General features: G+C 55.6%; 19 protein-coding genes and 1 pseudogene. 13 read left to right on the top strand and 7 right to left on the bottom strand.

The features are described 5' to 3' along the window. Positions 1–45: 45 nt before the first annotated feature. The 6 genes from ACERY3_RS06655 (at position 46) to clcB (ending at position 5,904) form a co-directional block, all read left to right on the top strand. Positions 46–783, top strand: a complete 738-nt coding sequence (locus ACERY3_RS06655; protein ID WP_240608386.1) for a YoaK family protein — start codon at positions 46–48, stop codon at positions 781–783. A gap of 276 nt (positions 784–1,059) precedes the next feature. Beyond that, on the top strand, positions 1,060–1,770 hold the full coding sequence (gene osmY / locus ACERY3_RS06650) for an osmoprotectant ABC transporter permease OsmY (RefSeq protein ID WP_224978824.1): 711 nt from the start codon (positions 1,060–1,062) through the stop codon (positions 1,768–1,770). Between the two features lie 18 nt (positions 1,771–1,788). Then, the gene (gene osmX / locus ACERY3_RS06645) at positions 1,789–2,688 is read left to right on the top strand and encodes an osmoprotectant ABC transporter substrate-binding protein OsmX (RefSeq protein ID WP_373225317.1); all 900 of its coding nucleotides are present in this window, start codon (positions 1,789–1,791) and stop codon (positions 2,686–2,688) included. Between the two features lie 8 nt (positions 2,689–2,696). Next, positions 2,697–3,344 (top strand): osmoprotectant ABC transporter permease OsmW, encoded by a 648-nt coding sequence (gene osmW / locus ACERY3_RS06640; RefSeq protein ID WP_218401458.1) that lies wholly within the window; start codon positions 2,697–2,699, stop codon positions 3,342–3,344. Further along, the gene (osmV, locus tag ACERY3_RS06635; RefSeq protein ID WP_373225316.1) at positions 3,344–4,492 is read left to right on the top strand and encodes an osmoprotectant ABC transporter ATP-binding protein OsmV; all 1,149 of its coding nucleotides are present in this window, start codon (positions 3,344–3,346) and stop codon (positions 4,490–4,492) included. The genes osmW and osmV overlap by 1 nt, the downstream gene beginning before the upstream one ends. 101 nt (positions 4,493–4,593) lie before the next feature. Then, the gene (gene clcB, locus ACERY3_RS06630; RefSeq protein ID WP_064672396.1) at positions 4,594–5,904 is read left to right on the top strand and encodes a voltage-gated ClC-type chloride channel ClcB; all 1,311 of its coding nucleotides are present in this window, start codon (positions 4,594–4,596) and stop codon (positions 5,902–5,904) included. Here clcB and bioD read toward each other — a convergent pair. The 3 genes from bioD to ACERY3_RS06615 form a co-directional block, all read right to left on the bottom strand. Continuing rightward, positions 5,839–6,534, bottom strand: a complete 696-nt coding sequence (gene bioD, locus ACERY3_RS06625) for a dethiobiotin synthase (RefSeq protein ID WP_039262691.1) — start codon at positions 6,532–6,534, stop codon at positions 5,839–5,841. The two genes, clcB and bioD, sit on opposite strands and share 66 nt — an antisense overlap. Before the next feature lie 130 nt (positions 6,535–6,664). After that, positions 6,665–7,885, bottom strand: coding sequence for a sugar metabolism global transcriptional regulator Mlc (gene mlc, locus ACERY3_RS06620; RefSeq protein WP_023311510.1), 1,221 nt, complete (start codon positions 7,883–7,885; stop codon positions 6,665–6,667). 94 nt (positions 7,886–7,979) lie between these two features. Then, entirely contained in the window at positions 7,980–8,912 is a 933-nt protein-coding gene (locus ACERY3_RS06615) for a LysR family transcriptional regulator (RefSeq protein WP_373225315.1), read from the bottom strand. Between the two features lie 121 nt (positions 8,913–9,033). Between ACERY3_RS06615 and ACERY3_RS06610 the strand changes: the two genes are divergently transcribed. Together ACERY3_RS06610 and ACERY3_RS06605 are read left to right on the top strand one after the other, a co-directional pair. Then, complete coding sequence (locus tag ACERY3_RS06610; RefSeq protein WP_373225314.1) at positions 9,034–10,287, top strand: MFS transporter; 1,254 nt, start codon at positions 9,034–9,036, stop codon at positions 10,285–10,287. A gap of 74 nt (positions 10,288–10,361) precedes the next feature. Continuing rightward, on the top strand, positions 10,362–11,846 hold the full coding sequence (locus ACERY3_RS06605; protein WP_373225313.1) for a carboxypeptidase M32: 1,485 nt from the start codon (positions 10,362–10,364) through the stop codon (positions 11,844–11,846). Between the two features lie 245 nt (positions 11,847–12,091). On the opposite strand, the gene ACERY3_RS06600 is transcribed toward ACERY3_RS06605, so the two are convergent. Continuing rightward, the gene (locus tag ACERY3_RS06600) at positions 12,092–13,144 is read right to left on the bottom strand and encodes a fimbrial protein (protein ID WP_373225312.1); all 1,053 of its coding nucleotides are present in this window, start codon (positions 13,142–13,144) and stop codon (positions 12,092–12,094) included. Between the two features lie 505 nt (positions 13,145–13,649). Between ACERY3_RS06600 and ACERY3_RS06595 the strand changes: the two genes are divergently transcribed. The 4 genes from ACERY3_RS06595 (at position 13,650) to ACERY3_RS06580 (ending at position 15,749) form a co-directional block, all read left to right on the top strand. Continuing rightward, the gene (locus tag ACERY3_RS06595) at positions 13,650–13,823 is read left to right on the top strand and encodes a hypothetical protein (RefSeq protein WP_373225311.1); all 174 of its coding nucleotides are present in this window, start codon (positions 13,650–13,652) and stop codon (positions 13,821–13,823) included. Positions 13,824–13,845: 22 nt separating this feature from the next. After that, complete coding sequence (locus ACERY3_RS06590; protein WP_373225309.1) at positions 13,846–14,031, top strand: hypothetical protein; 186 nt, start codon at positions 13,846–13,848, stop codon at positions 14,029–14,031. 151 nt (positions 14,032–14,182) lie between these two features. Next, positions 14,183–14,647, top strand: coding sequence for an acid resistance repetitive basic protein Asr (gene asr, locus ACERY3_RS06585; RefSeq protein ID WP_069302731.1), 465 nt, complete (start codon positions 14,183–14,185; stop codon positions 14,645–14,647). Between the two features lie 280 nt (positions 14,648–14,927). Next, the gene (locus tag ACERY3_RS06580; RefSeq protein WP_373225308.1) at positions 14,928–15,749 is read left to right on the top strand and encodes a serine protease; all 822 of its coding nucleotides are present in this window, start codon (positions 14,928–14,930) and stop codon (positions 15,747–15,749) included. 1 nt (position 15,750) lies between these two features. Here the strand turns inward: ACERY3_RS06580 and ACERY3_RS06575 are convergent, their stop codons facing one another. From ACERY3_RS06575 to mdtJ, 3 genes and pseudogenes are all read right to left on the bottom strand, one after another. Next, positions 15,751–17,913 carry an EAL domain-containing protein gene (locus tag ACERY3_RS06575; RefSeq protein ID WP_373225307.1) on the bottom strand — a complete coding sequence of 721 codons (2,163 nt, stop codon included), beginning with the start codon at positions 17,911–17,913 and terminating at the stop codon, positions 15,751–15,753. Positions 17,914–17,996: 83 nt separating this feature from the next. After that, a complete protein-coding gene (gene mdtI / locus ACERY3_RS06570) occupies positions 17,997–18,326 on the bottom strand; it encodes a multidrug/spermidine efflux SMR transporter subunit MdtI (RefSeq protein ID WP_024909144.1) in 330 nt (109 codons plus the stop codon). Continuing rightward, positions 18,313–18,675, bottom strand: a pseudogene (gene mdtJ / locus ACERY3_RS06565) (multidrug/spermidine efflux SMR transporter subunit MdtJ). The gene mdtI and the pseudogene mdtJ overlap by 14 nt, the downstream one beginning before the upstream one ends. A 422-nt stretch (positions 18,676–19,097) precedes the next feature. Here mdtJ and ACERY3_RS06560 point away from each other — a divergent pair. After that, positions 19,098–20,132, top strand: coding sequence for an AI-2E family transporter (locus ACERY3_RS06560; protein WP_039262698.1), 1,035 nt, complete (start codon positions 19,098–19,100; stop codon positions 20,130–20,132). Positions 20,133–20,147: the final 15 nt, after the last annotated feature.

Here is a 20,147-nt window from a genome sequence, read left to right as displayed (position 1 = left end):
TTTGCTAGCCTGAATATTCAGGCAAAGCTCAATCTGGAGGTATTCTTGCTGATTAGACTCAAGAAAGAACGAACGCATAAGGAGGATCGCCGGCTTGCTCTCTGGCTGGCGACCTCGGCAGGTTTGCTGAATGCCATCGCTCTCGGGGCATTTGGTTTTTTCCCCTCACACATGACCGGCAACACCTCCCAGTTATCCAGCGAAGTCTCTTCCACCGATCTGAGCGATATCATTTTCTTCGGCTCGATTATTCTCTCTTTTGTTGCAGGCGCCATTATTGCCCGCATGATTGTGATATGGGGAATTATCCATAACGTCAGGCTGGTTTTTTGCCAGATCCTGTTTGTCGAAGGGTTATTACTGACCGGCGTCTCCTTCTACGAGATGTATTTTCATGCCCTCACCAGCAACCGCGTGATTATTCTTTTTCTGTGCGGACTAATGGGCATTCATAACTCCACCTCCACGCAGCTTTCCGGCGGACGGGTGAGATCGACGCACATTACCGGCACGCTGACGGACGCGGGTATATCCCTGGCCTCGGTACTGGTGGCGATGCTGCGCAGGGATTACTCCAAAGATACGGCGGCGCAAAAAAGCCAGCTGACAACCCACTTAACCACCCTTTTCTCGTTTATTTCGGGCGGTATCGCGGGGCTGCTGCTGTTCAGGTGGATCGGGTTTAACGCCATGCTGGCGCTCGGGTTGATGCTCGCCGTGGTCGCTATCGTTTCAATTATCACCGTCTCGACGCGGGTTCGACGCGTTCGCGCCTCTCTATGAAAATAATGACCTGTATTGGGCGTAAGAGCTCTTTAGATGTGACGTTGTCACATCTAAAAATTCGCTTTAGGACTATTCTGCCTGCCCCTCAATCAGCCCTTACGCCATAAGGCTTAACGCCATGTTGTCACTGTTTTCATAGGGTTACTGATTTTACCCCTTCGCTGGAACCCTTCCCAAACGCTTGCTATAGGTGAAATACCCCTGCCGAAACATGGCATAACAACAGGCAACCGGTGGTTGCTATAACGCATGCGCACAGGGAGACACACCGCAATGCACCCATTACTCAAACGTTCGCTGCTGTTTGTCGGTGCCATTATCGTGGTCCTCGCCCTCCTCGTCTGGGGCATCGGGCTGGAAACGATAAGGGAGCGCCAGGTTGACCTGGTTTATCTCGGGCAACAGCACATGATTCTGGTTTTCTCATCGATGTTTTTTGCCCTGCTGGTCGGTATTCCAGCCGGCATTCTGCTGAGCCGCCCGGCTGCGCGGGGTATCGCCGAATATGTGATGCAAATTTTTAACGTCGGCAACACGCTCCCGCCGCTGGCCGTACTGGCGCTGGCGATGGTGGTGATTGGCATTGGCGATACGCCCGCCATCATCGCCCTGTTCCTCGCCTCGCTGCTGCCGATAGTGCGCAATACCTACGCCGGGCTGTGCTCGGTCCCGCCGTCGCTGCTGGAAGCGGCAAACGGCATCGGGATGACCAAATGGCAGCGCCTGCGCCAGGTTGAGCTGCCTGCCGCCTGGCCGGTCATGCTCTCGGGGATCCGCATCGCCACCGCCATTAACGTCGGTACCGCGCCGCTGGCGTTCCTGATTGGTGCCAGCAGCTACGGCGAGCTGATTTTCCCCGGTATTTACCTGAACGATTTCCCGACGCTGATCCTTGGCGCGGCGGCCACCGCCCTGATCGCCCTGATCCTCGATACCCTGCTGGCGGCGCTGGGTCGCGCGATGAGTCCCCATCTCGCTCGATAACAATAACAAGGAGCTTTTATGAGACTGTTTTCCGGCCTGACGGCGCTGTGTGCCGCGGCGCTGTTCACCAGCCAGGCGATGGCGGCCCCGCTGATTCTGGCGACCAAGAGCTTTACCGAGCAGCACATTCTCTCGGCGATGACCGTGCAGTACCTGCAAAAGAAAGGTTTTCAGGTCCAGCCGCAAACCAACATTGCCACGGTGATCTCCCGCAACGCGATGATCAACAAGCAGATTGATATGACCTGGGAGTACACCGGCACGTCCTTGATCATCTTTAACCACATCAACAAGCGCATGTCGCCGCAGGAGTCTTACGAGACGGTGAAACGCCTGGACGCAAAGCACGGTCTGGTCTGGCTCAAGCCCGCCGACATGAACAACACCTACGCTTTCGCCATGCAGCGCAAGCGCGCCGAGGCGGAACACATCAACACCATGTCGGAGATGGTGGCGAAGATTGAGCAGGTCCGTAAAACCAACCCGGACAAAAACTGGCTGCTTGGCCTGGACCTGGAATTTGCCGGGCGCAGCGACGGCATGAAGCCGCTGCAGGCGGCCTACAAGATGGATCTGGACCGCCCGCAAATCCGTCAGATGGACCCCGGTCTGGTCTATAACGCGGTGCGCGACGGCTTCGTCGACGCCGGCCTGATTTACACCACCGACGGGCGCGTAAAAGGCTTCGACCTCAAGGTACTGGAAGACGATAAAGGCTTTTTCCCGAGCTACGCGGTGACGCCGGTGGTGCGTAAGGACACGCTGGAGGCCAACCCCGGTCTGGAAGAGGCGCTCAACACCCTCTCGGCGCAGCTCAACAACGACGTTATCACCGAGCTGAACAAAAAGGTGGATATCGACCATCAGTCACCGCAGCAGGTCGCCCTCGATTTCCTGCGTAGCAAACAGCTGCTGTAGGAGGCGCTATGGAGACGATTCACTACATTCTGGACAACTGGGATTACCTCTTAACCCTCACCCTTCAGCACCTGTGGCTGGTGGCGCTGGCCGTAGGTTTAGCCATCATCATCGGCGTACCGCTGGGCATTGTGATTGTCCGCCATAAGTGGCTGGCAACGCCGGTACTGGGGATTGCTACCATCGTGCTGACCATTCCGTCCATCGCCCTGTTTGGCCTGATGATCCCGCTGTTTTCGCTGATCGGTCAGGGTATTGGCGCCCTGCCCGCAATTACGGCGGTGTTTCTCTACTCGCTGCTGCCGATTGTGCGTAATACCCATACGGCGCTCGACAGCCTGCCGCCGGGCCTGCGCGAAGCCGGACGCGGCATCGGCATGACCTTCTGGCAGCGGCTGCGCTGGGTCGAGATCCCGATGGCGCTGCCGGTGATTTTCGGCGGGATCCGCACCGCCGTGGTGATGAATATCGGCGTGATGGCGATTGCCGCGGTGATCGGCGCGGGTGGTCTGGGCCTGCTGTTGCTCAACGGCATCGGCGGAAGCGATATTCGCATGTTGATTGCGGGCGCGCTGATGATTTGTCTTTTAGCGATTGTGCTCGACTGGCTGCTGCATCGTCTGCAGGTGGTTCTGACTCCAAAGGGGATTCGATAATGATAAAACTGGAAAACCTCACCAAACAATTTTCACAGAAGCACGGCCAGACCTTTAAGGCCGTCGACAACGTTAACCTGACCGTACCCGAAGGGGAAATGTGCGTCCTGCTCGGCCCGTCCGGCTGCGGGAAGACCACCACCCTGAAGATGATTAACCGCCTCATTACCCCAAGCAGCGGGACAATCCTGATCAACGGCGAAGACACCAGCGGGATGGACACCGTCACCCTGCGCCGCAACATCGGCTACGTGATCCAGCAGATTGGCCTGTTCCCGAACATGACCATCGAAGAGAACATCACCGTCGTGCCGCGCATGCTGGGCTGGGATAAATCGCGCTGTAAAACCCGCGCCGAAGAGCTGATGGATATGGTGGCGATGGATCCGCATAAGTTCCTCAACCGCTACCCGCGCGAGATGTCCGGGGGCCAGCAGCAGCGTATTGGCGTCATCCGCGCCCTGGCGGCGGATCCTCCGGTGCTGCTGATGGATGAACCCTTCGGCGCGGTGGACCCGATCAACCGCGAGGTGATCCAGAACCAGTTCCTGGAGATGCAGCGCAAGCTGAAAAAAACCGTCATGCTGGTCAGCCACGATATCGACGAAGCCCTGAAGCTCGGCGACCGTATTGCGGTGTTCCGTCAGGGAAAAATCGTGCAGTGCGCCAGCCCGGATGAGCTGCTGGCGAAACCGGCGAACGAGTTTGTCGGCTCGTTTGTCGGTCAGGACCGGACGCTGAAGCGTCTGCTGCTGGTATCGGCGGGCGACGTCACCGACCAGCAGCCGACCATTACGGTGCGGGGCTCTACTCCGCTTCCCGAAGCCTTTGCGACCATGGATGATAACGACATTCGGGCCGTTACGGTGGTTGACGAGCACGGCAAACCGCAGGGCTTTGTGAAGCGTCGCGAAGCGCGTAACGCCAGCGGTACCTGCGCCGACATCCTGCATCCGTTCCGCATGACCGGCAAGGCGGAAGACAACCTGCGCGTGGTGCTTTCACGTCTGTATGAGAGTAATACCAGCTGGATGCCGATCGTGGATGAGGACGGTCGCTACAACGGCGAGATTTCGCAGGACTATATTGCCGAGTACCTGAGCTCCGGGCGTACGCGCCGGGCGCTGAATATTCATAGCGACAGCTAACCTTTCTGGCCGGGCATCGCCCGGCTTTTCGCACGCAGACCTTTTGCTAACCCCGCGATTTCCCGCCACAATATCGTATCGTCCCCGTTAAAACGCGACCCATGCAACGTCTTCATACCTACCCCGACATCCGCGCGATGTTTCGTCGCCTGCTGATTGCCACCGTCACCGGCGTGCTGGCCGCGCTGGCCGTTGCGGTATTCCGCCACAGCATGTACCTGCTGGAGTGGCTGCTTCTCAGCAACGACAGCGGCAGCCTGGTGAATGCGGCCGCGTCGCTCTCGCCCTGGCGACGCGCATTGACGCCCGCACTGGGTGGGCTGGCCGCCGGACTGCTGCTCTGGGGTTGGCAGCGTCTGACCGCGCAGCGGCCTCATGCTCCCACCGATTACATGGAAGCGCTGGAGACCGGAGACGGCCAGTTTGACTACGGCGCCAGCCTTGTGAAATCCCTTGCCTCGCTGCTGGTCGTGGCCAGCGGAAGCGCCATCGGGCGTGAAGGGGCGATGATCCTGCTTGCCGCCCTGGCCGCCTCCCTTTTCGCCCGGCGCTTTACGCCCAAATCCGAATGGAAATTATGGATAGCCTGCGGTGCCGCCGCCGGGATGGCCAGCGCCTATCACGCGCCCCTGGCCGGAAGCCTGTTCATCGCGGAAATTCTGTTTGGCACGCTGATGCTGGCCTCGCTCGGCCCCGTGGTGATCGCGGCGGTGGTGGCGCTTCTTACGACGCAGCTCCTGGCACCGGGCGCGGGTACGCTTTACGCGGTCCATCTGAGCGGCCTCCTTACCGCGGCCGATTATGCTCTTCTCGTCGCGATGGGGCTGGTGGCGGGCCTCTGCGGACCGCTGCTGATGTGGCTGATGGACGTCAGCCACGGGCTTTTCCTGCGCCTCAAGCTTTCGCCGCCGTGGCAATTAGCGCTGGGCGGTGCGATCGTCGGGCTGCTGTCTCTTCTCACGCCGAAGGTGTGGGGGAATGGCTACAGCGTGGTTCAGGCTTTTCTGCTCGCCCCGCCGCTGCTGTCGGTGATTGCCGGGGTGTTCATCTGTAAACTGCTGGCGGTACTGGCGAGCAGCGGATCGGGCGCGCCCGGTGGGGTGTTTACACCTACGCTGTTTGTCGGTATGGCAACAGGAATGCTGTTCGCGCAGCTTTTCGCGCTGTGGCTGCCGGGCTCTGAGACGGCGATTTTGCTGGGGCTGGCGGGGATGGCAACGCTACTTGCCGCGACCACGCATGCGCCCATTATGTCAGCGCTGATGGTCTGTGAAATGACCGGGCAGTATTTTTTACTGCCCGGCTTGCTGGTCGCCTGCGTGGTGGCGTCCGTGCTGTCGCGGACGTTACGCCACGACTCGGTCTATGGTCAACACGCCACCGAGGGCAGAGAGATCGATGTACTGCGCTAGCTCGCGCTGCTCGGCGCGGGGCAGATAAGGCAGTTCACCCACCAGCGGCCCGGGCAGCTTTTTGCTCAGCACGTCGATGATCTCCGCGTAGTGCGCCAGGCCCGGGTTGATGCGGTTTGCCACCCAGCCAATCAGCGGCAGGCCGTCATTGGCGATCGCCTGCGCCGTCAGCAGCGCGTGGTTGATGCACCCTTCCTGGATACCCACCACCATTACCACCGGAAGCTGTTCCTGTACGACCCATTCGGACAGCGGGCGCAAATCATTCATCAGGCTGCGCCAGCCGCCCGTCCCTTCCACCACCACGTGGTCCACCTTTTCGCTCAGGTTCGCCAGGCCGTCGGACAACAGGGGATAATTAATCAGGCCGCTGTGCGCTACGCTGCTCTCCTCTTCGCTTAACGCAATGGGATTGACCGCGTGATAAGGCAGTTCCAGCGACGAGACGCTTTGCAGCACCAGGGCGTCTTTATTACGCAATCCCTCTGGCGTCTCTTTACTGCCTTTTGCGACCGGTTTGTACCCTGCCACGCGTTTACCGCTTGCTGCCAGCGCCTGCAGCAATGCGCGGGATACGACGGTCTTGCCGACAGAGGTATCAGTACCAGTAACAAAGAAACGCTTAAGCATGACTCACTCCACCTCTTGGGTATGCTTCGAAAATATAAACCAGGTAAATAATTCAGTGGAGGAAGTCTACGGGATGCGTGCGCTACCCGGCTTGAGATAGCGCAATTTTTCTTACATCTGCGGAAAAGAGTTAACCCTGCAACAGGCGGATCAACAGCGAGCCATTATACATGGCATCTTTGACCAGCGCCGCGCCGGCCATGGTTCCCTGGTTGGAAAACTGGGTGCTTTCTACCGCAATATTTTTGCTGTAGGCGGGAAGCGACTGCTGATGGATACAGGCCGAAATCGCCGGGAAGAGGATCTCCGCCGCCTGGCTCAGCGGTGAGCCAATAAGGATTTTTTGCGGGTTGAAGAGGTTCACCATAATGGCCAGAATGCGGCCAACGTTATTCCCCACGCCGGTAATAATGTCCTTCGCCAGCAGATCGCCCTGGCGCGCGGCGGCGCAGAGGGAATCCACCGTCAGGGGTTGTCCGTGCAGCGAGGAGCTCATGGACTGGCTGAGCCGGACCTGCGCCAGCTCCAGCACGCTTTCCACGCTGGCAATGGTCTCCAGACAGCCGTGGTTTCCGCAGTAGCAGCGCTTGCCGTACGGATCGACCTGGGTGTGGCCAATTTCCACCAGGCTACTGCTTCCGGCGTGGAGAAGACGTCCGTCGGTAATCACGCCCGCCCCGACGTTATGGTCGATGACCACCTGAATCACATCCCGCGCACCGCGCGACGCGCCAAACAGCGCCTCCGCCATCGTCCAGGCGCTGATGTCATGCTGAATATAGACCGGCACGCCGGTATGATTTTTCAGCACCTCGCCAAGCGGCATCTCTTTGACATCGTCGTAAAAAGGCATGCGGTGAACAATACCGTTTTCGGTATCAATAATGCCCGGCATGGTGATGGCAATCGCCGTTAAGCGTTCAAGCCGCTGCTGATGGCGGATAAAGAAGTGATCGATATGCGAGACAATCGCGTCGAGGAGCGGTTCCTCCGCGTTGAGCGGCAGTTCAAGCCGGTCTTCCACCACCAGCTTGCTGCTCAGGTCGCGCAGCGCAAGGAAGATCTCCCCCCGGCTGATGCGCAGTGACAGGTAGTGCCACGCTTCCGTTTCAACCACCAGCCCGACTGCCGGACGGCCACGGCTGCCCGGCTCCTGAATTTCCGTCTCCTGAACCAGGTGCGCTTCCAGCATCTCGCGGACAATCTTGGTGATACTGGCAGGTGCCAGTTGTGCCAGGCGCGAAAGATCGATACGCGAAACCGGACCAAGCTGATCAATCAGGCGATACACCGCGCCAGCGTTGGTCTGCTTAATCTGATCGATATGCCCTGGCTGACTATCAGCAACCACCTCGTACTCCCTTATTTTCGAGCTTCGAAATAAACTGTTTGCTATGGTGAAGCACTTCCATGGCCGTCGTCAAATATTTACTTAGCCATGTGATTTACCGCACATTTTTACCCTCTTTTCCGTGAAAATGCCGCCCGGCAGAGACGCTAATTAGCTGCTGTTTGAAGCGCTGTGCGGCATGGCTCTGTTCACGGTGTTTTGACCAGACCAGCCACATTTCGGAAACGGCATCCTCTTCGGTAATGGTCACCCAGCGCATTTCACGCAGCTGCACCCGTTTAAAGGAGGCCGGAAGTATAGACACGCCCAGACCGGCCGCGACCAGGCCGATAATGGTCATCGCTTCCCCTACCTCCTGGGTGATGACCGGGGCAAGATCGTAGCGGCGCATCAGCCCCAGGATATCGTCATACAGGCCTGTCCCGACCTGCGGGTCAAAAAAGACAAAGGGCTCTTTTGCCAGCTCTGCCAGCGAAACCGACGGACGCGACGCCAGCGGGTGATCGTGCGGGATCATAGCCATCAGCGGCTCGCGCAGGATCACCTCCCACGCCAGCGTGTCCGGCAGCTGGGTGTTACGCATCAGCCCCAGATCCAGCGAACCCTCATTCAGCGGCGCAATCTGCTCGCGGGTGTTGATTTCGCGCGTCTGAATATGAACATCCGGAAAGTGGCGACGGAATGACGATAGTGTCTCCGAGACGGCGCTGATAAAAGGCGCGGAAGAGGTAAACCCGATTCGTAACTCTCCGGCTTCTCCGAGATAGAGCCGTTCTGCACGGGCGGCGGCGTCATCGACCATGCTCAGAATTTGTCGGCTGTCGATCAGGAACTGTTTACCCGCCGCCGTCAGGCTCACGCTGCGGTTGGTGCGGGCCAGAAGGCGCGCCCCGACCTGCTGCTCCAGGATCTGAATCTGCTGGCTTAACGGTGGCTGAGAGATATTCAGCCGTGCCGCCGCGCGGCCAAAATGCAGCTCCTCGGCGACGGCGACAAAGTAGCGAAGATGACGCAGCTCGATATTCATATTTTTAAAGTATCATTTGAGATTATTAATATATTAGACAGAATATTTACATTTTCCTACCCTGAACAGGTGGTCATACCCGTCACCAGAAATCACGGGGATGTTTAAGCAAGGAAACTGTGTGAGCCGTACAACGACTATTGATATCGATCCGGCAAGAGATATCAATGATTTACCCGCAGCACCGCAGCCGGTCCAGTTCATTAAACGTGGTACCCCCCAATTTATGCGCGTCACGCTGGCGCTCTTTTCCGCCGGTCTGGCGACCTTCGCCCTGCTCTATTGCGTTCAGCCGATCCTGCCCGTTCTCTCTCATGAGTTTGGCGTATCGCCTGCCAGCAGCAGCGTTTCGCTCTCTGTTTCTACCGGCATGCTGGCGATTGGCCTGCTCTTTACCGGGCCGCTGTCCGACGCCATTGGCCGTAAACCGGTGATGGTAACCGCGCTGATGCTGGCGTCGGTCTGTACGTTACTCTCGACCATGATGACCAGCTGGCACGGTATTCTGGTGATGCGCGCGCTGATTGGGCTCTCGCTCAGCGGCGTGGCGGCGGTCGGGATGACCTACCTCAGCGAGGAGATCCACCCGAGCTTTGTTGCTTTCTCTATGGGGCTTTACATCAGCGGGAACTCGATTGGCGGAATGAGCGGCCGCCTGCTGAGCGGGGTGTTTACCGACTTCTTTAGCTGGCGTATTGCGCTGGCGGTAATCGGGTGTTTTGCGCTGGCATCAGCCCTGATGTTCTGGAAAATTCTGCCGGAATCGCGTCATTTCCGCCCGACATCGCTGCGCCCGAAAACGCTGTTTATCAACTTCCGCCTGCACTGGCGCGACAAAGGTTTGCCGCGCCTGTTTCTAATGGGGTTCCTGCTGATGGGCGCCTTCGTCACGCTGTTTAACTATATTGGCTACCGCCTGATGCTCTCGCCGTGGCATCTGAATCAGGCCGTTGTCGGCTTGCTTTCTGTGGCCTATCTCACCGGCACGTGGAGCTCGCCGAAAGCCGGGGCGATGACCGCACGCTATGGACGCGGGCCGGTACTGCTGGTATTCACGGGCGTGATGTTACTCGGCCTGCTGCTGACGCTATTATCCTCGCTGTGGTTCATCTTTGCCGGGATGCTGCTCTTCTCCGCCGGGTTCTTCGCCGCCCACTCGGTCGCCAGCAGCTGGATTGGCCCGCGCGCGCGTCGCGCCAAAGGACAGGCATCATCGCTGTATCTGTTTAGCTATTACCTGGGCTCCAGCATCGCCGGGACCCTCGGCGGCGTGTTCTGGCATAACTACGGCTGGAACGGCGTGGGCGGGTTTATCGCGCTGATGCTGTGCGCGGCGCTGCTGGTGGGCACCAGTTTGCATAAACGTCTGCATTAACATTCCAGCGCCTTCGTGTTTAAATCAAGCCGATGCTAATTTTTGTCATCGGCTGATTCAGACACGAGGACTTCATGAAAAACAATAACTACCAACAACTCACCCGCACCTTCCAGCGTCTCTCCCGCTTCTCCCACCTCTCCTCCATCGCCAGCTGGGATATGTTCACGATGATGCCGCCGGGCGGCAGCGCCGCGCGCGGTGAAGCACTCGCGGAGATGAGCGTCCTGCAACATCAGATCCTGACCGATAAAAAAGTCGGCGACCTGTTAGCGGCGGCGGCAGGTGAAGATCTGAATGATGTCGAACAGGCCAACCTGCGCGAAATGACGCGCCACTACCAGCAGGCCACTCTGCTGCCGGAATCGCTGGTGGAAGCGAAATCCCTGGCAGGCAGCAAGTGTGAACACGCCTGGCGTACTCAGCGCCCCGCCAACGACTGGCAAGGTTTTTCCGCCAACCTGAAAGAGGTGGTCAAACTCAGCCGCGAAGAGGCTCGCCTGCGGGCTGAAGCCAAAGGCTGTACGCCGTACGACGCGCTGCTGGACATTTTTGAACCCGACATGACCAGCGCGCGTCTGGACGTTCTGTTCGGCGATATGAAGTCCTGGCTACCGGACCTGCTGGCAAACGTGGTGGAAAAACAGGCTCAACGGTCGTTTATTCCGCCGCAAGGCCCCTTCCCGACGGCAGCACAGCGTGAACTGGGCCTGGAAGCCATGAAGATGCTTGGCTTCGATTTTAACGGCGGTCGCCTGGACGTGAGCGCGCACCCGTTCTGCGGCGGCGTCCCGGAAGACGTGCGCATCACCACGCGCTATGACGAAGATGAGCTGCTCAGCGCGCTGTTTGGCGTGATCCACGAAACCGGACACGCCCGCTACGAACAAAACCTGCCGCGCGCGTGGGCAGGACAGCCGATTGCCCTGGCGCGCTCAACCGCGATCCATGAATCACAGAGCCTGTTCTTTGAAATGCAGCTGGGGCGCAGTGAAGCCTTCCTCAGGCATCTTCTCCCTGCGGTACACGCCCGCTTTGGCAGCCAGGCGGCGTTCAGCGAAGAGAACTTTATTGCCTGGAACCAGCGCGTGAAGCCTGGCTACATCCGCGTCGATGCGGACGAAGTGAGCTACCCGGCACACGTGGTGCTGCGCTATGAGATTGAGCGTGCGCTGATCAACGGCGAGATCGAGGTGGATGATATTCCCGCCCTGTGGGACGAGAAAATGCAGGCCTGGCTCGGATTATCTACCAAAGACAACTACCGCAACGGCTGTATGCAGGATATCCACTGGACCGACGGCGGTTTTGGTTACTTCCCGTCATACACGCTTGGCGCTATGTACGCCGCGCAGCTGTTCCATGCCGCCCGAACCGCACTGCCGGGTCTGCAGGCCTCCATCGCTGAGGGCGATTTTTCCGCACTCTTTGAGTGGCTGCGTCAGAACATCTGGCAGCACGGCAGCCGCTTCAGCACGTCGCAATTAATCACCCAGGCGACGGGTGAAGATCTGAATATCCGTTACTTCCGCGAACATCTCACCTCACGTTATCTTTAATTCCTCTGCCGGAGCCCGCTCCGGCACTCTTCTCACCCTTTTTATAACCATATGATTTAGCACATGTTGTCATGATTACGTCGGGTGTATGAATGCGTGTCCTAACGTCACAATTAAACGGCTCAAGGTCAGGATTAAAAAATAAAGGGATGACCACAAAAGGTTAAATTGTCGATAGTCAGGCAACCCTTTCTTTGTTAGTCATATTTTTCCGTTTTCATTTGCGGCTTTTTTATTCCTCAATTCTACTGGTAGGTGAGGTTTAACGTTGCTGTTGCATTTGCCTTGCCGGGTCTAATCTGGTCTTTATCTTTTGTCTGATAGTAACGAGCTTCTATCGGGAATATCTCCTGACCTCCGGCGGAGCGTTTGAGGTTCAGCATTTCATTTAATTTAATGGGTATATTATTATAAAGCAATTGTACACCGACGCCTTGTGCAACGCCCGGCTGTCCCTGATTACTTAGTGCCAACACACTTTGCTCTGAACAATCAGGATTTTGATTTCCAGCGAGGGTGATGTTGATATTAGCATTATTGTCACAACTTAGATTTAAATTCTGCACAGACGTTTTAGCAGGGGCGTATCCACTTTGTCCGTTGAAATCGGTTATGCTGACATTCCCAATGTCAAATGACATATTATTATTGTTTACTGTACATTTATCCGAGAGAACATTTATCGAAGATGAAATATTTATACCATCTAACTGATAGTTAAACACAGTCCAATTATAAGCCATACGTATTTTTATCATGGTTGGAGTAGACGTAACTGTACCAGAAGTTATTGATGGATTTGTTTTTACTAACTTCGCTCTGATAAGGCTTGTAACTCTCTCAGAAGGCGTATCATCAAGCCAGTGGCATTTCAGGCCTATATACGACCCATCTGTTCTTATATATTCTTCACTATTTTCCCTCTGGCAGTAGGTAAAGCCAGAAAATTCCTTAACATCGTAGTAAAATCTTATCCCAACGCCCTCAACATTCGTTTTAAATACCCCCGGCATCCCACTTTCACTCTCTCCGCTGGCAGAAAATTGATAATATGCATCTCTATCAGTTATGCCGTCCTTATCGCTGATTAATGCGCAGGTCACACTTTGTTGAATATCCGGGGTTATATATTCGCTTTCTGTTCCTACCGGAGAATCACGCTGAAAATGCGCTGTACCGGATAACGAGACTGACACAGGTGTGGAAGTACAGGTTTCCAGCTCCTCTCCCGGCAAAGCATCTTGAGCATGAGCTGATAATGAAAATAACGCTAAAAAAATCAAACTAAACTCTTTCATACTGCCACGCTATATTTAGGTAATAGAATGGCTAGAATGTATATTGTTTATACAAACTTTTGAAATCCAATTTTAGCTCGCTCTCTTCTTGATTTATCTTATTTTTTCTGTGCCGAGTATTTTTATTACAGGTTCATCGAAAATAATATACACTTATGCCGATCTATTCAATATAAATCGATCGGTTAAAACTATCATGTAAGTTCGAATATCTTATATTGCTGCAACATGATGGATTTCGGATCGGGTTTCCTGGTAGCCCTGCCTTTCACACGCTATGCATCCCGTTAGATCCAGGCATGGGGCAGCATCGACACGCTTGTCAGCGATCGGGGGAGTTTGTAAAAGATGAAAGGCATAATGAAAACGATGTTAGCCATTCTGTGTGCGACAAGTTTAAGTACTTTCGCAGCCACGGATAATACCCCCGCAAGACGCGTTCAACGATATTACCCGCTCTCTTGCAGACCTCCAGCCCATCACGTTTCAGGCTCCTGCTGAAAAATTGAAGCTGCTGGTGTTTATTGATAACCAGTGCATTTACTGCAGCAACGTAGTGAAAAGCGTTAAGCAATATACGGATGCCGGTTTGACGATGTCGTTTCTGACCGTTGCGCCCAACGCCATTAGCGACTCGGTGATTGAAGATATGGGGGCGCGTCTGGTGTTCAACCGATAAGGTCAAAAGCCTGCAGCAAGCGATGGCGGGATTTTTACCGGATAACGATATCACCACAGCCTGTTCCGATCTGATCGCGCGGCAAACTGCACTGGCAGAACGTTTGGGCATTAGCATCACCCCGGTAATGGTGGTGATCGAGCCTGAATCACGGTCGATTATAGGCAGCCAATCTCCGGCGGCTATTCTGGCCACACTGAACAAATAACAGAGGTCTGTTCGTATACTTTTCTCCCCTCTGTACATTCCGTTACACGCCGATACCAATCACTCACGGAAACCTCGAATTTACAGGGATATAGTTATTTCAACGGCCCCGCAGTGGGGTTAAATGAAAAACCAAATTCGAGGGTATGAGAATGAATAAAGTATTAGCTCTGGTTGTTGCCGCTGCTATGGGTCTGTCTTCTGCTGCATTTGCTGCTGACACTACCGCAACTGCTGCACCGGCTGCCGCGCCTGCTGCAACCACCACCGCAGCGCCAGCAAAAGCGGTTCACCATAAGAAACATCACAAAGCTGCAGTGAAAAAAGAAGCCGCTGCGCCAGCAACCGCAGCACCAACCGAGCAGAAAGCTCAGGCTGCCAAAAAGCACCACAAGAAAGCCGCTAAACCGGCTGTAGAACAGAAAGCGCAGGCTGCTAAAAAGCACCATAAAAAAGCCGCTAAACCGGCTGTAGAGCAGAAAGCGCAGGCTGCTAAAAAGCACCACAAAAAAGCAACCAAACCAGCTGTAGAACAGAAAGCTCAGGCTGCTAAAAAGCATCACAAAAAAGCAGTAAAACACGAAGCTGCTAAACCAGCTGCACAGCCAGCTGCGTAAGAGTACAAGCTTAACCGTGCCCTTCGGGGCACGTTGGTAAACCGGCGCTGAACCGGAACAGGTTCCGCGCCGTTTTTTTATTTCCGGAGGGCGTATGCTGCGACGCTATCGGTTTGAGCTGATTCTTATCCTGCTTATTTTATGCGCGCTCATCGCCAGCCATTTTTATCTTTCCTGATTGTAGCACGCTGATTTTACTCCCACTTTAGCGCTGTCCCGTCTATAGTATTTTCATAGGGTTCACTTTTAATAATCATAATTACCCCCACCAGAGTGTGATATGCGTAAATCTGTTGTGTTGTTACTGGGAACGTTTGGTGTTTTTTCTGGATTCTCACATGCGGATGATGGCGGTGATGACACCATTAGCGCGAAAGAGCTAAAGACGCTTTTTTTCGGTCATGACGATCGTACGCGCGTCGCCGATCCCACCCAGGCCCCCTGGGATGCTATAGGTCAACTGGAAACCGCCAGCGGTAACTTATGCACCGCGACGCTGATCACCCCGCAGCTTGCCCTGACGGCAGGCCACTGCCTGTTAACGCCGCCAAACGGCAAGCCGGATAAAGCGGTTGCCTTGCGGTTTGTGTCGCAAAAAGGGACCTGGCGCTATGAAATCCACGGCATTGAGGGACGGGTCGATCCGTCTCTCGGCAAACGCCTGAAGCCGGATGGCGACGGCTGGATAGTGCCACCGGCGGCCGCCTCATGGGACTTTGGCCTGATCGTTTTACGCTACCCGCCTTCGGGCATTACGCCGCTGCCGTTATTTGACGGCGACAAGGCCGCACTCACCGCCGCGCTGAAAGCCGCCGACCGAAAGGTGACGCAGTCAGGCTATCCTGTCGATCATCTGGATACGCTTTATACGCACAGCGACTGTATTGTGACGGGCTGGGCGCAAACCAGCGTACTCTCGCATCAGTGCGATACGTTGCCGGGTGACAGTGGTTCGCCGCTGATGCTGAAAACCGATAAGGGCTGGCAGTTGATTGGTGTCCAGAGCTCTGCGCCGGCGGCAAAAGACCGGTGGCGCGCCGATAACCGCGCCTTGTCCGTTACCGGTTTCCGCGACCAGCTGGAAGCGCTGGCGCAGCAGTAAATCAGCAGCGTCTGACCTTACGTAACGCTTTGATTGACTCAATGGGCATCGGCTGGCTGAACCAAAAACCCTGCAGTTGATCGCAGCCAGCCAGCCGCAGCAGTTTCATTTGCTTCTCGGTCTCTACCCCTTCTGCCACCACCGCCATGCCCAGCGCATTGGCGATCCGCACCGTACCGCTCACCAGCGCGGCCGCCTGTTCATCGTTATCCACCAGCCCGGCCAGGGATTTATCGATCTTGATGGTGTCGAAGTTAAAACGCCGCAAATAGCCAATGCTGGAATAGCCGGTGCCAAAGTCATCCAGCGCCACCGCCGTACCCAGCGCTTTAAGATTCGCTATCGCCATGCGGGCTCGCTCCGGATTTTCCAGTACATACGACTCCGTAACCTCAAGCTGCAGCCGGTTGGCCGGGAAACGGGTGCTCTCCAGCACGCTGGCCACTTTTTCTTCGAAGGCAGGATCGCGAAATTGCGCGGGGGAGATATTCACGGAGAGCTTTAATTCACCGTACGGCTGCAGATCCTCACAGGCCCGCTGCAATACGAACTGACCCAGCTTGTAAATCAGACCGCTGGTCTCCGCAATGGCGATAAAGGTATCCGGACCCAGCGGCCCCTCCGGGCGACGTGGCCAGCGGACCAGCGCTTCGACGCTGCTCATTGTCTGACTGCGGGCGTCAACGATCGGCTGATACCAGACCTCAAACTCATCGCGCTCCAGACCGCTGCGGATCTGATTTTCAATCGCCAGCTTGCGTTCCCGGACGCTGTTCAGCTCCGCGTCGTAGTGGGTAATACGCCCTTTCCCGCTCATTTTGGCGTGATACATGGCAATATCGGCACGGCGAAACAGTTCGGAACTGTTGCATTCCGTCAGAGTTCCGCTGGCGATGCCGATGCTGGCACCGATATGGATGGTGCGTTCCCCCAGCTGAACCGGGGTGGTGAGAAAATCCAGCACGGAAACGGCAAAGGCGGTAGCCTGCGCCTCTGCATCATCTCCACCGATGGTCATGGCAAACTCATCCCCGCCCATGCGCGCCAGCATCCCGCCCGACGGCACGCGTTCATTCAGCGTTTTTGCTATCGCCACGATGAGGTCGTCACCCACGCTGTGGCCGTAGATGTCATTCACATCTTTAAAACCGTCCAGATCGATAAACACCACGCTTTTGACGTCGGTATCGCCGCGTAAACGCACCCGATCAAGCGTCTCGATAAGCGCGCGCCGGTTCGGCAGATGGCTTAGCCAGTCCGTTCTTGCAACCAGACGCGCCTGGCTTTCGCCGCGCGCGAGTTTGTACAGCCCCACGCTGCTCACCAGAATGAAGAGCAGAATCAGCCCCGACACCAGCACCACAATCTGCCTGATATCAGACGATGCCGCCCGGGCGGCCTGTGCGCCCGGGAGCCGCGCCTGCCAGTTCAGATATCCGACCAACTCCCCTGCCGCACTGTGCAGCGGCATACTGCGATCGTTGATTTTGCCTGGGGTAAAATGGAGGTTATCGATCTGAAAGGTGCCGCCCAGGTCGGATAATATTCTGGCGTTCAGATGGCGGGTAATCACCAGATAGCGGCGCGTTCCGTCGTGGACCTGTAAGCTGCCGACCATCGGGCGAATCAGTCCAATGCCGACAAAGGCCACGCCGTTGCGCGTCTGGCTGATCCCCGCATAGATATTTTTTTCGCCCGCAAGCTCGCGCCCGTGCTGGTCGATAAGCGCTTTGAGGCCTTTACCAAAGAAGTCGAGGTTTTTTTCGTTAAAGGGCCGGCTTTGAAACGATCCCCAGAGGACGTTGAAATGCTCATCCAGCATGAAGGTGCCGTCATAGAGGTTATTGATTTTAAAGCCCGTACCCCAGGTGTTGTACAGCCAGTCGGTATCAAGCGTGGGACGGTAGGCCTCCCGCACCGCATCGTCCCAGACGGCGTTATCAAGCACCAGAGAGGAGACGCGGTTAACCGATGTCTGAATAGACCCCTGCACGGAAAGCGCCGTGCGGTGTTCATCAATTTCGTTGGTTTTGGTGCTGATAAGATGCAGGGATAGATAGAGCAGTGCGACGATGGAGATGATTAAGCCGATGCCCGCCATGAAGACCAGGGCAAACAACGTTCTCGCATTGGGAATATTGCGCCAGCTTAATGTGCGATACATCAGCCATCCTCTTCATGTTTTGCTTTTCTAAGCGTAATACAGGCAGCGAATTTCGCTGCCTGTAAATCATGGCGAGAGGTCTGTCAGGCGAGTTTTATCATGATCATGCCGGCAAGCAGCAAGATGAGCCCCATCCAGCCCTTGTTGTTTAAGCGCTGGCCGAAGAGTACCCAGCCAGCGGCCAGGGTAGCGGCGATACCAAAACCGCCCCACAGCGCATAGGCCACCGAAAGATCGATCCCTTTTACCGCCTGAGACAGCGCGCTGAACGCCCCCAGAACCGCGGCAATCGACATCAGGCCGTAGAGTTTACGGCGAAAACCATCGGAGAATTTCAGCAGAACGTTCGCCAGGATTTCCAGCACGATGGCGAGCCCCAGCCAGGCAGCATGAACCCACTCAAACTGTTGCATGGTTCTGCTCCTTCTGCTGTTTGCCAGGTTTACGGGTACCCGATTTAATCAGCACAATACCCGCAACCAGCGTCGTTAATCCGGCGACCTTCATTGTTGTTCATGTTTCGTCAAATATCAGCACGCTGAACAGCGTAATCAACAAAATACCGATCCCTTCCCACAGTGCATACGCGACGCCCAGCGCAATTTTTTTCACCGCAAACGAGAGGAAAATATAAGAAAGTGAAATCATCACCAGCATCAAAATAAAACCGGTGTTGCCATCGCTGACGCTTGCCCATTTCATAGACAGCGTGCCGGTAATTTCAGCGATGATAGCCAGCGCTAATAGGATCCAGTAAAACATGTTTTTCTCCTGCTTGAGAATATAATCCATCGTGGCTCGCTGCGTGCAGCAAACCAAAAAAATACGAATTGAAATCAGATAGCTAAGCGCTTAACGCCAGCTCAGGCAGAAGACGTGACTATAGTGCGGTGCGCCAGTGTTGCTCACCAGAAAGCAGGCAGAAAGAAGTGGAGTAGACAGCGGTATTGTTTGAAGAGTACGTCCTGAACATATTGTCCATAAAATTACAATTATCCGCGTTGTTGCTTCTCGTCTTTGCGGATGAAAATTGTCCTCGGTAGTTAAACACACCAGATTTGTACCATAAGCCAGGATTTTACTCAAAGTCTTTGCAATTCTTTACCCATACCGTTTGATTTTGGTTAGTTTATTGCAACGCCTTTCACCTTTATTATAAATATAAAGAAAAATTCGGAGTCACCATGGCTAAACCCATTATTACCCTGAACGGGTTAAAAATTGTCATCATGCTGGGCATGCTGGTGATCATACTGACGGGCGTTCGTTTTGCCGCCGACATTATTGTGCCTTTTATTCTGGCCCTGTTTGTTGCGGTGATCCTTAACCCGCTGGTGCAGCGCATGACGCGGCTACGCATCCCGCGCGTGCTGGCGATAACGCTGCTTATCAGCATCATCATTGTAGCGATGGTCTTGCTGGTGGCGTATCTGGGGACCTCGCTCAATGAACTGGCGCGAACGCTGCCGAAGTACCGCTCTTCGCTGGCGATACCGCTGCTGCAGCTGGAACCCTGGCTGCAGCGCGCGGGTATCGAAGTCTCGGTTGAGGAACTCCTGAAATATATCGACCCCAACGCGGCCATGACGATCGTCACCAGCCTGCTGGCGCAGCTTTCCAATGCCATGACCTCCATTTTCCTGCTGTTTTTAACGGTGGTGTTTATGCTGCTGGAGGTGCCGCAGCTGCCGGCAAAGCTGCAGCAGATGATGGTCCGTCCGGTTGAAGGAATGGGAGCGATTCAACGCGCGCTGGACAGCGTCTCCCGCTATCTGGTGCTGAAAACGGCGATTAGCCTGGTCACGGGCGGTGTTGTCTGGGGAATGCTTCTTGCGCTGGACGTTCGCTTTGCGTTTGTCTGGGGGTTACTGGCGTTTGCGCTTAACTACATTCCCAACATCGGCTCCGTGCTGGCGGCGATCCCCCCTATCCTTCAGGTGCTGGTTTTCAGCGGGCTTTATGACGCGCTGATCCTGCTGGCCGGCTATCTGGTCATCAACCTGGTCTTCGGTAATATTCTTGAGCCACGCATGATGGGTCGGGGGCTGGGACTCTCCACGCTGGTGGTCTTTTTGTCCCTGATTTTCTGGGGCTGGCTTCTCGGGCCCGTTGGGATGCTGCTCTCCGTCCCGCTGACCATTATCGTCAAGATTGCCCTGGAACAGACGGCGGGCGGGCAAACTATCGCCGTGCTGCTAAGCGATATGAGCCACAAATAGCGCTGACAGGAGGGA

Source organism: Enterobacter cloacae complex sp. ESBL7 (assembly GCF_041679625.1).
In the GTDB taxonomy this organism is placed as follows: domain Bacteria; phylum Pseudomonadota; class Gammaproteobacteria; order Enterobacterales; family Enterobacteriaceae; genus Enterobacter; species Enterobacter asburiae_B.
The sequence above is the reverse complement of the archived record's forward strand: the minus strand, read 5'-3'. Positions and strand labels throughout refer to the sequence as shown.